Origin of the sequence: Oscillibacter sp. KLE 1745, assembly GCF_000469445.2 — a bacterium.
GTDB lineage: Bacteria > Bacillota > Clostridia > Oscillospirales > Oscillospiraceae > Oscillibacter > Oscillibacter welbionis.
The window spans coordinates 13,509-27,063 of sequence record NZ_KI271761.1; the positions used below are offsets into that span (position 1 = coordinate 13,509).

Here is a 13,555-nt window from a genome sequence, read left to right on the forward strand (position 1 = left end):
AGGGCCGCCGCTATCAAGCGGCGGCCCTTTTTGCTGCGTGAAGAACGGTATGGTGCCTCAATGGCGCGGCAAAACTCCAGTGTGCAGTCCAGGAGGATATAAATGCGGGAAGCCCCCATATACCTCCAGATTTGCCCGACAGCGTAACAGGGATACAGCGTGTGGAGCTGCAGGGGGTACTGTACCGGTCGGGAAAGACGGGGCGTTTCATTTTCTCCTTTGCTTGTCCACGCCGATCTTTTATGAGAAATGCCGATCAGGAGATGCACGCTGAACGCTGAAGCATGGGATGAGGCAGGGGAATTCAACTGTCATGTTCACGCTTTTCTGGCATATACCTGCCTGTCGTTATGGTTATATCATAAATAGAGCGAAGATATTGCGCATGTTTTGCATCTGATACATTTCACCATGGAGAAACGGGAGGAACGGCCTTGAAGAAGCGGAGAAATCCCGCTATAATGGGGTGGCATGAACGGACAAGGAGGGCAGGAGACCATGGCGGTGACCGGACGGTTTGCGCCGTCGCCAAGCGGGCGCATCCATTTGGGGAATATTTTGTGCTGCCTGCTGGCTTGGCTCAGCGCCCGGCAGAAGGGCGGGAGAGTGATCCTGCGGATCGAGGATCTGGATATCGCGCGATGCCCGCGGCGCTATGGGGAGCAGATGTGCCGGGACATCCGGTGGCTGGGACTGGACTGGGACGAGGGACCTGTCATCGGCGGCCCCAGCGGCCCCTATGAGCAGAGCCGGAGGACGGCGCTGTATCAGGCTGCTCTGAGGCGACTGGAGGCCCAGGGGCTGGTCTACCCCTGCTTCTGTACCCGGGCGGAGCTCCATGCCGCCAGTGCTCCCCACCGGGAGGATGGACAGGTGGTCTACCCGGGGACCTGCCGCGGTCTGACCGCGGAGCAGGCGGCAGAGCGGGCCCGGCGCACAGGCCGCGCCCCCGCCCTGCGGCTGTGGGTGCCGGAGGAGGAGATCACTTTCACCGACGGCCACATGGGGGAGTACAGGGAGTGGCTGCCTGCGGACTGCGGGGATTTTCTGCTGCGGCGGTCGGACGGCATATTTGCCTATCAACTGGCGGTGGTGGTGGATGACGCGGCCATGGGCGTCACAGAAGTAGTGCGGGGGGCGGACCTGCTGGCGTCCACCCCCAGGCAGCTGCTGCTGTATCGGCTGCTGGGACTGGAGGCACCGGCGTTTTACCATTTCCCGCTGCTTCTGGGAAGCGATGGACAGCGGCTCAGCAAGCGGAACGCGGATGCGGGGCTGGACACGCTGGGAGAGCGGTATACGGCACCGGAAATCCTGGGAAAGCTGGCATATCTCGCAGGCTTCAACCCCTCGGCAGAACCCAGAAGCGGGGAGAGCCTGCTGGAGGACTTTGCCTGGGAGAGGGTCCCCAGAGCGGATATCCGCATTCCGGAGGGACTGTTTTGAAAAGGAAGCGGCACAGGCTGACAGCCTGTGCCGCTTCTTTAGTTGCTTTGTCCCGAAAGGGCGTCTGGAATCTCCACTTCTGCCATCAGCTCCCGGCTGATGATGGTGAGCATCTCCTCCAGCTTGGCGCACTCCGCCGGGGTAAACCGCTGCGTGATGCGGTTCATGACGGCGGTCATGTAGGCCGTGCTGATGTTGTAGTAGTCGATATACTTCTGAGTGATCTCCAGATGGTATTCCCGCCGGTCGTCGGAAGACTGGACCTTGCGGATGTAGCCTTTCTTGATGAGGCTGTTGACCTTGTATGCCGCGTTGGGAGGGGAGATCCGCATGAAGGTGGCAAATTCATTCACCGTGGGACTGCCCAGAGCCTGAATGGCCTCCATGCAGAAGGTCTCCACCGTCGTCAGACTGGCCTCACGATCCTGAAAGCGGCTGAAGATCTCCTGGTAAAAGTGCAGCTTGAACTTGGTGTACACGTTAAAAAAAGCGTCTTTCAGCATGGCTGCAAGCCCTCTTTCCCGCGCCTTGCCCGCATGGCGGGAAAGCGTCGGCTGTCATTCCGCACCGATGGCGAAGGTCAGTTCCGCCGTACAGGCCAGTTCGCCGTTGACCGTGGCCTTGCACTCGCCGATGCCCACCGCCCCGCGGCGCTTGGTGAGAACGCACTCCATTTCCAGCACGTCGCCGGGGGTCACCTTCCGGCGGAAGCGGGCGTTTTTCACGCCGCCGAACAGGGCGATCTTGCCCTGGTTCTCCGGCAGGGAGAGGATGGCCACGGCGCCCACCTGGGCCATGGCCTCCAAGATCAGCACACCGGGCATGACGTGCTCCTGGGGAAAGTGGCCGCAGAAGAACTGCTCATTGACGCTGACGCACTTGCGGCCCTTGGCCCACTGGCCGGGCTCGTAATCGGTGATCCGGTCCACCAGAGCAAAGGGGAACCGGTGGGGTAGGATCTGCGCGATCTGGTTGGAATTCAATTCGTTTGCCATGGTCTCACGCCTCCCATCGTTTGAACAGCAGGCTGCCGTTGTGGCCGCCGAATCCCAGAGAGTTGGACATGGCGTAGCGCACATCGGCGCTGCGGCCGTGACCCGGCACCACGTCCAGGTCGCAGGCGGGATCCGGCACCTGATAGTTGATGGTGGCGGGAAGATAGCCGTCATGCAGCGCCATGGCGCAGAACATGGCCTCCACAGCACCGGCGGCGCCCAGCATGTGGCCGGTCATGGACTTGGTGGAGCTGATGGCCAGCTTGTAGGCGTGGTCACCGAACACAGTCTTGACGGCGGCCGTCTCGCCGGCGTCGTTCAGGGGGGTGGAGGTGCCGTGGGCGTTGATATAGTCCACATCCTCCGGCTTGGCGCCGCCGTCTGCAAGGGCCATCTCCATGGCCTTGGCGGCACCGCTGCCGTCGGGCCGGGGAGCGGTCATGTGATAGGCGTCGCAGGTGGCGCCGTAGCCCACGACCTCCGCAAGGATTCGGGCGCCCCGGGCCTTGGCGTGCTCCAGCTCCTCCAGCAGGAGGATGGCCGCACCCTCGCCCAGCACGAAGCCGCTGCGCTCCGCGTCAAAGGGGATGGAAGCCCGCTTGGGATCGGGATTCTGGGTCAGGGCCTTCATGGAGGTGAAGGCGCCGATGGCCAGAGGCGTCACAGCGGACTCCGTACCGCCGCAGAGCATCACATCAGCATAACCGTCCCGGATATAGTGGAAGGCATCGCCTACGGCATTGGTGCCGCCGGTACAGGCGGTCACCGGACAGGAGCACATGCCCCGGAAGCCGGTGTGGATGGCGATCTGGCCGGCGGCCATGTTGCAGATGCCAGTGGGGATATAGAAGGGAGAGACCCGGTCCCAGCCCTTCTCCTTGCCCTTGTCGTGCTCTGCCTCCGTGATGGAGAGGCCGCCGATGCCGCTGGAGACAATGACGCCGCAGCGATCCGCCTCCGCTTCATCCAACGTGAAGCCAGCACCGTCCAGTGCCTCCTTGGCGGAGACGACGGCCATCTGGGTGAAGCGGCCCATCCGCTTGGCCTCTGGCTTGCTCATGTAGTTCTCCGGCACGAAGCCCTTGACCTCCGCGGCCAGATGGACCTTCAGATCGGTGGGATCGAATTGGGTGATGGGAGCGATGCCGCACACACCGTCCTTCACAGCCTGCCAGCTCTCTGCCGCGGTAAGGCCAATGGGGGTCACGGCCCCCAGGCCGGTGATCACGACTCTCCGTCGTTCCATAGTATACCTCCTGTAGATAGAGTTGGGAGCACCCGGAAAAGGTGTTCCAAAAGGCCCCGCAAAAGGAAGGGGGCTGGGGAAATCCATTCGGGGTTCCCCGGTTGATCTGCCAGAGGCAGATCAAGAAATTCCAATCATTTTCGGCAGGGCGCACCCCAGGGCGGCTTCTCTTGCCCCTGCGGGGCAATTCACCTTCTGTACCTGCCGAAAATACTTTGACCCAAGCCGCTGAAAGCGGCGCGGAAGTGCCCTTGGGGTGCAGACTGGTGATGGGGGTTCAGCGGAGCCGGTGGCATACCGGCGGAGCGTCCAAGGGGGACACTGTCCCCCTTGGATGCTTCACATCGCCATGCCCCCGTCGACGGCCAGGACCTGGCCGGTGACATAGGCGGCCTCGTCGCTGGCCAGGAAGGCCACGGCCTTTGCCACATCCTCCGGCGCACCCAGCCGCTGCATAGGGATGGTGGGCATCATGGCGTCCTTGGCGGCCTGGGGCATGGCAGCGGTCATGTCCGTCTCAATGAAGCCGGGGGCCACGGCGTTGACCGTCACGCCCCGGGAGGCCAGCTCCTTGGCCAGGGACTTGGTCATGCCTACCACACCCGCCTTGCTGGCGGCGTAGTTCACCTGGCCGGCGTTGCCCCGGAGGCCCACCACGCTGGAGAGGTTCACGATCCGGCCGTACCGCTGCTTCATCATGATTCGGGACACGGCCTTCATGCACAGGAAGGTGCCTTTCAGGTTCGTGTCGATCACCGCGTCGAAGTCGGCCTCCTTCATCATCATCACAAGGCCGTCCCGGGTGACGCCGGCATTGTTCACCAGAATGTCGATCCGGCCGAATTCCTTCACAGCGGCATCCATCAGGGCCTTCACCTGGGCCTCGTCCGCCACGTTGCACTGCACGGCCAGGGCCTTGGCACCCAGGTCCTCGCAAGCGGTCACGGTCTCCTGGGCAGCTTCCGCCCGGCCGGCGTAGCACAGCACCACATTGGCGCCGCCCCGGGCCAGCTCCTCGCAGATGGCCCGGCCGATGCCCCGGCTGCCGCCGGTGACCACGGCGGTCTTTCCAGCAAAATTCATCATGCCTTCTCCTTTATCAGTTGTTCCAGCGTGTCGGGCAGGTTCTCCACATTCGCTGCGGTCTCCACCGCGCAGACCGGTATGCCGGGAACGGTCTTTTTCACAAAACCGCTGAGGGCTTTGCCCGGGCCGATCTCCACGATGGCGTCCACGCCCATGTCGGCCATCTTCCGGATGGAGTCCTCCATGAACACGCTGCTCTGCACCTGCTTTACCAACAGCTCCTGGATGGGGGTGCTGTCATCCTTCACATCCCCCAGGCAGTTGAAGATCACGGGGATCTGGGGATCCGCAAACGCCACGCCCTGGAAGTATTCCCGCAGGGCATTCCCGGCAGGGGCCATCAGGGGGGTGTGGAAGGGGCCGCTGACCTTCAGGGGCAGGCACCGGCGGGCGCCCTTCTCCTTGGCAATGGCGGCGGCCTTCTCCACAGCGGCCTTCTCACCGCCGATGACCAGCTGGCCGGGACAGTTGTAGTTGGCGATTACCACGCACCCCAGGTCAGAGGCCGCGTCGCAGGCATCCTGCAGGGGGCTGCGGTCCAGATTCAGGACGGCCATCATGGCGCTCTCCCGGCCGGCAGCCGCCTCCTCCATGGCCTTGCCCCGGAAAGCCACCAGACGGATAGCTGTGGCGGCGTCGAACACACCGGCGGCGTGAAGGGCAGAGTACTCACCCAGGGAGAGGCCCGCCGCCACAGCGGGGGTGATGCCCTTCTCCCGCAGCACCGCCGTCATACCGGCGGCAAAGGCCACCATGCAGGGCTGGGTGTAGCGGGTCTGGTTGATGATGCCGTCCGGGTCCTCAAAGGAGACCTTCTTCAGGTCAAAATCCACCTCCGCATGGTCGTAAACAGCCCGGAAAGCGGAAAACGCCTCGTACAGATCGGCGCCCATGCCGGCATGCTGGCTGCCCTGACCGGCGTACAAAAAGCCCAGTTTCATTCTGCGTCGCTCCATTCTGCGGCGGTGGCCTTCGCCCGTGCGATACCGCTCTCATACAGATCACGGAAAATCTCGGCCACGGGCCGGATCTCGTGGAGCATACCAGCCACCTGGCCGCTCATGACGCTGCCCATTTCCACATCGCCCTCCAGCACGGCCCGGCGCAGGCCGCCCAGGGTGACCTTCTCCAGCTCCTCCAGAGAGGCGCCGCGCTTCTCCAGGGCCAGATACTCCCGGGCCATCTTGTTCTTCAGGATTCGGACCGGGCCGCCGATGGAACGGCCGGTGACCACCGTATCACTGTCCTTGGCCTTCAGCACAGCCTGCTTGTAATTGGGGTGGATGGGGCACTCCTCGCTGGCAAGCAAACAGGTGCCCACCTGGATGCCGCAGGCACCCAGGGCAAAGGCCGCAGCCGCCTGACGGCCGTCCGCGATGCCGCCGGCCGCCACCACGGGAACGCTTACCGCATCGATGACCTGGGGCACCAGGGCCATGGTGGTCATCTCGCCCACGTGGCCGCCGGACTCCGTGCCCTCGGCGATGATGGCGTCCACGCCATAGCGCTCCAGCCGCTTGGCCAGAACCGCCGCCGCCACTACGGGCATCACCTTGATGCCCTTTTCCTTCCAGGCGGGAATGTACTTGCCGGGATTGCCGGCGCCGGTGGTGACCACTTTCACGCCCTCTTCCAGAATGATCTGGGCGATGTCGTCGGCATAGGGGCTCATCAGCATCAGATTGACGCCGAAGGGCTTGTCCGTCAGCTCCTTGGCCCGGCGGATCTCCTGGCGGAGACGGTCGCCGTCCCAGCCGCCGGTGGCGATCATGCCCAGGGCCCCGGCGTTGGAGCAGGCGGCGGCGAACTCGCCGGTGGCGATGTTGGCCATACCGCCCTGGATAAAGGGGTACTTGGTTCCCAGGATTTCATTGAGCTTTTTCATAAAAATCTCCCATTCGCCGCTGTGCGCGGCCTAAATAAAGCTGAAGTTTTCGCCGGTAACAGGCTTGCGTCCAGAGCGCCTGCTTGACGTGCAGGGAGTCAGGCGAACTCCACCAGGGCGCCGCCCCAGGTGAGGCCGCCGCCGAAGCCCACCACCAGGACCCGGGAGCCGGGCCCCACCTTTCCCAGGTCATGGAGCTCACTGATGACCAGGGGGATGCTGGCGGCGGAGGTGTTGCCGTATTTCTGGATGTTCTTGTAGTACTTCTCCGGGGGGATGTGGTACTTTTTGGCTGCCAGGTCGATGATCCGGGCGTTGGCCTGGTGGAAGACGAAGAAGTCCACGTCCTCAATGGCCATGACGGCCTTTTCCAGCACCTGGTCGATGCAGTAGGGCACTGCCTTAACGGCGAACTTGAAGGTGGGCTGGCCGTGCATGAAGATGCGGGCCGGCGCCGGCTTCTCCGCGCCGGTGACGCCCAGCATGTCCGGGTCGCCGTGGCAGCCCAGAACGGCGTGGATGGAGGGATAGTCCTCCCGCCACTCCACCACCACAGCGCCGGCGCCGTCTCCGAAGAGGACGCAGGTGCCCCGGTCCTCCCAGTTGATGAACCGGGAGAGCATCTCCGCGCCGATCACCAGGCCGTACTTCCGGGGGGCCTGGGCCAGCAGGCACTCCATGGTGTGGATGGCGAACAGGAAGCCGCTGCATGCGGCATTCAGGTCAAAGCACACCGCGTCGTGGGGCAGCCCCAGCCCCCGCTGCACCATGCAGGCGGCAGAGGGGGACAGGTAGTCGGAGGAGAAAGTGGCCACCACGCAGGCGCCGATGTCCTCCGGGGAAATCCCGGCGTTTTCCAGCGCCTGCCGGGCGGCGCCCACGCACATATCCGTGTGGGTCTCCGTGGTGCAGTGGTGGCGGGTCTGGATGCCGGTGCGGGTGGTGATCCACTCGTCGCTGGTATCCACGATTTTTGCCAGGTCGTCGTTGGTGACGATTTTCGCAGGGGCGAACCGGCCGGTGCCTCTGATTTTGATTCCGCTCATGCTTCCTCCTTCTGGGGTGCTGCGCCCATGCGTCTGAATTTTTGATACCGGCCTGCGGCCAGAGCGGCTCCGCTCTCTTTGGAGAGCTCCGCCAGGCAGCGGCTCAGAGCCCGATCCACCTGCCGCATGTGGGCGGCAGGAGCCAGATGGGCGCCGCCCTCCGGCTCAGGGATGATGCCGTCGATGACGCCCAGCTCCAGCAGGTCCGGCGCCGTCAGCTTCATCAGCTCACAGGCTTCCTCATGTCTGGCGGAGTCCTTCCACAGAATGGAGGCGAAGCCTTCCGGAGAGAGGATGGCGTACACGGAGTTCTCCAGCATCAGCACCCGGTTGGCAACGCCCAGCGCCAGCGCGCCGCCGCTGTTGCCCTCGCCGGTGATGAGGGCGATGACGGGGACGGTGAGGCGGCTCATCTCATAGAGATTCCGGGCGATGGCCTCGCCCTGGCCGTGGGCCTCGGCCTCCAGGCCGGGATAGGCGCCGGAGGTGTCGATAAACGTGAGGATGGGGCGGCGGAACTTCTCCGCCTGCCGCATCAGCCGCAGAGCCTTGCGGTACCCTTCCGGATTGGGCATGCCGAAGTTGCACTTGAGGTTCTCCTCCAGCGTTTTGCCCTTCCGGGTGCCGATGACGGTCACGGGGCGGCCGTGGTACAGGGCCACGCCGCCCAAGATCGCGGCATCCTCGCCGCAGAGGCGGTCGCCCTTCTGCTCAAAGAAGTCTGTGAACAGCGCCTGAATATAATCTGTGATATTGGGCCGCTGGGGGTGGCGGGCAATGGCCACCCGCTGGGCGGCGGTCAGCGGTTCGCTCATGTGCGTCCCCCTTTCTCATGGAGCCGCAGCAGCTGGGACAGGGTGTCCCGCATCTGAAGGCGCGGCACCACCGCGTCCACAAAGCCGTGCTCCTCCTGGAACTCCGCCCGCTGGAAGCCCTCCGGCAGGGTCTGGCCGATGGTCTGCTGGATGACCCGGGGACCGGCAAAGCCGATCAGAGCGCCGGGCTCCGCCAGGATGATATCGCCCAGAGAGGCGAAACTGGCAGTGACCCCACCAGTGGTGGGGTCCGTAAAGACGGAAATATACAAAAGCCCTTTCTCCGAGAAGCGGGCCAGCGCCGCACTGGTCTTGGTCATCTGCATCAGGGAGAGGATGCCCTCCTGCATCCGGGCACCGCCGCTGGCGGCGAACAGGATCAGGGGCAGGCGGTTCTTGGTGGCGTACTCAATGGCCAGGGTGATCTTCTCACCCACGGCGGCACTCATGGAGCCCATGAAGAAGCGGCTGTCCAGCACACCCACTACGCATTTGCGGCCCCCGATGGTGCCGGTGGCGGTGACCACGGCCTCCGTCAGGCCGGTCTTGCGCTGGGCGGCCTCCACCTTGGCCCGGTAGCCGGGGAAGGAGAGCGGGTCCGCCGCAGGCAGCTTTTCAAACAGCTCCCGGAAGGAGCCGGGGTCCAGAATCGTGCTGAGCCGATAGTAGGCGCCGATGGGGAAATGGTAGCCGCACTTGGGGCAGACCGACAGGTTCTGCGCCACGGATTTGCGGTCGCTGTCCTGCCCGCACTTGGGACAGGTGATGGCTTTATCGCCGGGAATGTGATTGTCCCGGATGGCCTTCATGGCCAGCAGGCGCGCCCGGCGCTTGGCGAAGACGCCGTTCATCCCACTCATGCATCCACCCCGCTTTCACTGAGCTTGCGGCTGAATTCCAGCAGCTCCGACAGGTGTTCATCCAGGAAGGCAGTGGTGCACTCTCCCAGAATGAACTCCGGATGGTACAGAATCTGATAGGAGAGCTCCGCATTGGTGGGGAAGCCCTCCAGAGTGAACTCCTCCAGGCAGCGGCGCATCCGCCGGATGGTCTCCATCCGAGTGGGGGCGTAGGCCAGGATCTTGGCCGCCATAGAGTCGTAGTAAGGAGACAGCTCGCACCCGCTGTACAGGCAGGAGTCCACCCGCACGCCGGGGCCGCCGGGGAAATGGAGGAAATCCACCCGTCCGGGGCAGGGGCGGAACCCCTGCACAGGGTCTTCGGCGTTGATGCGGCACTCGATGGCATGGCCCTGGAGCGTCACATCCTCCTGCCGCAGGCGCAGCGCCAGGCCGGAGGCAATCCGCAGCTGTTGGCGCACCAGATCCACACCGGTGACCAGCTCGGTGACGCCGTGCTCTACCTGGATGCGGGTGTTCATCTCCATGAAATAGAAATGCTCCCGGTCCGGGTCCAGCAGGAACTCCACTGTGCCGGCATTCTCATAGCCAACGGCTTTGGCCGCCTTTACGGCGGCGGCGCCCATCCGCTCCCGCAGCTCCGGCGTCAAACACCGGGCAGGGGCCTCCTCGATGAGCTTCTGGTTCCGCCGCTGGACCGAGCAGTCCCGGTCCCCCAGATGGATGACGTTGCCGTAGCGGTCCGCCAGCACCTGGAACTCGATGTGCCGGGGCCGGAGCACCAGCTTCTCCAGATACATCTCGTCATTGCCGAAGCAGGCCTGGGCCTCTGCCTTGGCCTCCGCAAAGGCCGCGGACAGATCCTCCGGCCGGTCGCACCGGCGGATGCCCCGCCCGCCGCCGCCGGCGGACGCCTTCAGCAGCACAGGATAGCCTACGGACTCTGCCGCGGTCAGCGCCTCCTCCACAGAGGCGACCGGGCCGTCGGAGCCGGGGGTTACGGGCACGCCGGCGGCGCGCATCAGGTCCCGCGCGGCAGATTTGGAGCCGGCCTTGCGGATGGCGTCGCCGGAGGGGCCGATGAAGGTCAGGCCAGCTGCGGCGCAGGCGTCTGCAAAGTCGGCGTTTTCAGAGAGGAAGCCATAGCCGGGATGGACGCCGTCGCACCCGGTGGCTTTGGCCACCGTCAGAAGAGCATCCTGATTCAAATAGCTGTCTGCCGCCCGGGCAGGGCCGATGCACACCGCCTGTCCCGCCAGCTGGACATGGAGCGCGTCCGCGTCCGCCTGGGAGTATACGGCCACCGTCTCGATCCCCAGCTCCCGGCAGGCCCGCAGGACCCGCAGGGCGATCTCTCCCCGGTTGGCGATCAATACCCGCCTCAGCATGGCCGATAACGGAACAGCGGCTCGCCGAAGGCCACCAGCTCGCCGTTGCTCTTGCACACGCTCTCAATGACGCAGTCACAGGGAGCGGGAACTTCGCTCATCATCTTCATAGCCTCGATCAGGCAGACGGTCTGGCCCTTGGACACCCGGTCGCCGGGCAGGACAAAGGGGGCCTGGTCCGGGGCGGGCGCCGCGTAGAACGTGCCCACCAGAGGCGCGTCGATAGAGGAGGAGCTGCTCTGGGGCGCAGGCACCGGAGCAGCGGCGGCAGCCGGAGCGGCCGCAGGTGCGCTGGCCGCAGGCGCAGACGCGCCGCCACGGGTCAGCTCTATGGTGAACTCCTGCGTGGACAGCTTCATCGTCTGAGCGGTGCTGCGGTCGAAGCAGGCGACAATCTCAAAAAACTCTTGGTTGGTCATAGCGCATTCCTTTCTCAGCGGAAAGTGAACCCGCCGGAGGGCGCGGGCCCGCCGGCGGGGCAGGGATTACTGCTTGTGGGCGTTCAGGTAGTTCATCACGTCGCCGACGGTCTTCATCTCCGCCAGGGCGCTATCCTCAATGGAGATGCCGGTGGCCTCTTCCAGAGCCATCACCAGTTCCACGGAAGCCAGGGAATCAGCACCCAGATCGTCAGCCAGGGAGGCGTCCATTGTGACCTGCTCCGCGTCGCAGCCCAGGGTCTCCACGATGATATCACGTACTTGCTCGAATTCCATATTGGTACTCCTTATGTCGAAAAATGATGAAATTATTTTAATTAAAATAATTTAACTAAAATAATTTCACGTTGATTTTATGCGGTTTATGCCGGTTTGTCAAGTAAAATTTTGGAGAACGCCCGCCTTCTCCGGGACGTGGCAGCCGCACCTTATTTAATTATAAGGAAGACAGCGCCTGCCGCAGCGCGTCGTCGCTGGCGGGGACGCCCCAGAACCGGAGTGTTCCATTGATCTCCAGGGCGGGAGTGCAGAGGGTCTCCGGATGCTCACTCGTCACCTGTTCGTTCAGCACCCGGCAGCCGGGGCAGTAGGCGTACAGGCAGGGCATCAGCAGGTCCATCCGGTCGATCACATCGTCGTCTGTGATTTTCTCCAGAGTGTAGTCCAGGCCGAGACCGTCGGCAACGGCCCGGATGCGGTCCATGTAGAAGTCGTTCCGGGCACAGATGGAACAGTACAGGCGCAGTTTGACAGGGGTGCTCATTTCATCGTCTCCTTATTCTCCGGGCGGGGCCCATATTCCGCAGAACAGCATACCACAAGGGGAGGCAGGGGGAAAGACGGCGTCCTATTTTTTGGAGATTTGACGAAAAAGATATTTGCTTTTGCCGATATATCCGCTATAATGTGGGAGGATTGCGCCGGAGGATCCCCAACGGAACCTGTCCCGGCGGAAGAAAGGATGGAGGACCGCATGAAGATCGTCATTGTGGGCGCGGGCAAGGTGGGCGTGGCCCTGACGCGCCATCTGGCCGTGGAGAACAGGGTCACAGTGATCGACCAAAATCCACATCTGGTTGAGAACATCATCAACATCTATGATGTGATGGGCGTATGCGGCAACGGCGCCAGCTACGATGTGCAGAAGGAGGCGGATGTGGAGCAGGCCGATCTGCTGATCGCCACTACCTCCAGCGACGAGATTAATATCCTCACGTGCCTTGTGGCGAAGAAAATGGGTGTGCAGCACACCATCGCCCGTATCCGCAGCCCGGAATACGGCCGCCAGCTGCGGTTTATGCGCAGTGAGCTGGGGCTGTCCATGGCCATCAATCCGGAGGCGGCAACGGCCCGTGAGATCGCCCGTGTGCTGCGGTTCCCCACCGCCATGAAGCTGGAGTCCTTCTCCAAGGGGCGGCTGGAGCTGGTGGAGTACCGGGTGGCGGAGCACACGGCCCTGGACGGCACCCGGCTTTCGGAACTGTACCGGAATTTCAAGGTCCGGGTGCTGATCTGCGCCGTGGCCCGGCAGGGGGAGACGATCATTCCCTCCGGCGATTTCACCTTGCGGGCGGGAGACAAGATCTATCTCACCGCCGCACCCCGGGAACTGGAGAAGTTCTTCCGGCTTCTGGGCGTATTCCGGGCCCGGGCCTCTTCGGTCATGATCGTGGGCGCCAGCAAAATGTGCTACTATCTGGCATCTGAGCTGCTGGAGATGGGCATGTCCGTAAAGATCATCGACCAAAACGAGCAGCGGTGCGTGGAGATGAGCGAGAAACTGCCCCGCGCGCTGGTGATCGTGGGAGACGGGACGGACAGCGAGCTCCTCAGCGAGGAGGGAATCAGCCAGACGGACGCCTTCGTGGCCATCACGGGCCTGGACGAGGCCAACATCCTCATGGCACTCAGCGCTGCCAAGCAGTCCGGCGACTGCTGTAAGGTGGTGGCGAAGATCAACCGCAAGTCCCTGCTGGAGCTGGTCTCCACCGAGAGCCTGATCGACAGTGTGGTGTCCACCGGTGCGGTGACCACAGAGCTGATCCTCCAGTATATCCGGGCCATGAAGAACGCCTCCGCCTCCAAGGTGAAAACGCTGCACCGCATCGTGGATGAGAAGGTGGAGGCTCTGGAGTTCAGCGTGACGCCGGACATCTCCTTCGCCGGCGTGCCCCTGCGGGATCTGAATCTGAAGCGGGGCCTGCTACTGGCAGGTATCGTGCGGCAGAACGGGCAGATCGTCATCCCCTCCGGCAATGATGTCCTGCACCTCCACGACGATGTGATCGTAGTGACCACGGACACCCAGCTGGAGGATCTTCGGGATATCCTTGCAGAGTGAGAAGGCA

At 63.5% G+C, this 13,555-nt stretch carries 15 protein-coding genes; 2 read left to right on the top strand and 13 right to left on the bottom strand.

The annotated features are described in order from the left end of the window. Positions 1–498 precede the first annotated feature (498 nt). Complete coding sequence (gene gluQRS / locus HMPREF1546_RS14795) at positions 499–1,446, top strand: tRNA glutamyl-Q(34) synthetase GluQRS (RefSeq protein WP_198016094.1); 948 nt, start codon at positions 499–501, stop codon at positions 1,444–1,446. Positions 1,447–1,484: 38 nt separating this feature from the next. On the opposite strand, the gene HMPREF1546_RS14800 is transcribed toward gluQRS, so the two are convergent. The 13 genes from HMPREF1546_RS14800 to HMPREF1546_RS14860 form a co-directional block, all read right to left on the bottom strand. Next, positions 1,485–1,949 (bottom strand): MarR family winged helix-turn-helix transcriptional regulator, encoded by a 465-nt coding sequence (locus tag HMPREF1546_RS14800; RefSeq protein WP_021751414.1) that lies wholly within the window; start codon positions 1,947–1,949, stop codon positions 1,485–1,487. A 54-nt stretch (positions 1,950–2,003) separates the two neighbouring features. Next, positions 2,004–2,441, bottom strand: a complete 438-nt coding sequence (gene fabZ / locus HMPREF1546_RS14805) for a 3-hydroxyacyl-ACP dehydratase FabZ (RefSeq protein ID WP_021751415.1) — start codon at positions 2,439–2,441, stop codon at positions 2,004–2,006. Between the two features lie 4 nt (positions 2,442–2,445). Then, a complete protein-coding gene (gene fabF / locus HMPREF1546_RS14810) occupies positions 2,446–3,687 on the bottom strand; it encodes a beta-ketoacyl-ACP synthase II (protein WP_021751416.1) in 1,242 nt (413 codons plus the stop codon). A 339-nt stretch (positions 3,688–4,026) separates the two neighbouring features. Continuing rightward, complete coding sequence (gene fabG / locus HMPREF1546_RS14815; protein ID WP_036631366.1) at positions 4,027–4,770, bottom strand: 3-oxoacyl-[acyl-carrier-protein] reductase; 744 nt, start codon at positions 4,768–4,770, stop codon at positions 4,027–4,029. Beyond that, positions 4,770–5,714, bottom strand: a complete 945-nt coding sequence (gene fabD, locus HMPREF1546_RS14820) for an ACP S-malonyltransferase (RefSeq protein ID WP_021751419.1) — start codon at positions 5,712–5,714, stop codon at positions 4,770–4,772. Before fabD ends, fabG begins: the two co-directional genes overlap by 1 nt. Beyond that, entirely contained in the window at positions 5,711–6,658 is a 948-nt protein-coding gene (locus HMPREF1546_RS14825) for a DUF561 domain-containing protein (protein WP_021751420.1), read from the bottom strand. The genes fabD and HMPREF1546_RS14825 overlap by 4 nt, the downstream gene beginning before the upstream one ends. A gap of 98 nt (positions 6,659–6,756) precedes the next feature. After that, on the bottom strand, positions 6,757–7,704 hold the full coding sequence (locus HMPREF1546_RS14830) for a beta-ketoacyl-ACP synthase III (protein ID WP_021751421.1): 948 nt from the start codon (positions 7,702–7,704) through the stop codon (positions 6,757–6,759). Beyond that, on the bottom strand, positions 7,701–8,519 hold the full coding sequence (locus tag HMPREF1546_RS14835; RefSeq protein WP_021751422.1) for an acetyl-CoA carboxylase carboxyltransferase subunit alpha: 819 nt from the start codon (positions 8,517–8,519) through the stop codon (positions 7,701–7,703). Before HMPREF1546_RS14835 ends, HMPREF1546_RS14830 begins: the two co-directional genes overlap by 4 nt. Continuing rightward, entirely contained in the window at positions 8,516–9,370 is an 855-nt protein-coding gene (accD, locus tag HMPREF1546_RS14840; RefSeq protein WP_036631369.1) for an acetyl-CoA carboxylase, carboxyltransferase subunit beta, read from the bottom strand. Before accD ends, HMPREF1546_RS14835 begins: the two co-directional genes overlap by 4 nt. Before the next feature lie 5 nt (positions 9,371–9,375). Then, the gene (gene accC, locus HMPREF1546_RS14845) at positions 9,376–10,767 is read right to left on the bottom strand and encodes an acetyl-CoA carboxylase biotin carboxylase subunit (protein WP_021751424.1); all 1,392 of its coding nucleotides are present in this window, start codon (positions 10,765–10,767) and stop codon (positions 9,376–9,378) included. Beyond that, positions 10,761–11,186 (bottom strand): acetyl-CoA carboxylase biotin carboxyl carrier protein subunit, encoded by a 426-nt coding sequence (locus HMPREF1546_RS14850; protein ID WP_021751425.1) that lies wholly within the window; start codon positions 11,184–11,186, stop codon positions 10,761–10,763. The genes accC and HMPREF1546_RS14850 overlap by 7 nt, the downstream gene beginning before the upstream one ends. A gap of 66 nt (positions 11,187–11,252) precedes the next feature. Beyond that, positions 11,253–11,483 (bottom strand): acyl carrier protein, encoded by a 231-nt coding sequence (acpP, locus tag HMPREF1546_RS14855; protein ID WP_021751426.1) that lies wholly within the window; start codon positions 11,481–11,483, stop codon positions 11,253–11,255. Positions 11,484–11,643: 160 nt separating this feature from the next. Further along, complete coding sequence (locus tag HMPREF1546_RS14860; protein ID WP_021751427.1) at positions 11,644–11,970, bottom strand: hypothetical protein; 327 nt, start codon at positions 11,968–11,970, stop codon at positions 11,644–11,646. 210 nt (positions 11,971–12,180) lie between these two features. On the opposite strand from HMPREF1546_RS14860, the gene trkA reads away from it, so the two are divergent. Beyond that, the gene (trkA, locus tag HMPREF1546_RS14865; protein ID WP_025544909.1) at positions 12,181–13,548 is read left to right on the top strand and encodes a Trk system potassium transporter TrkA; all 1,368 of its coding nucleotides are present in this window, start codon (positions 12,181–12,183) and stop codon (positions 13,546–13,548) included. The last annotated feature ends 7 nt before the right edge of the window (positions 13,549–13,555 follow it).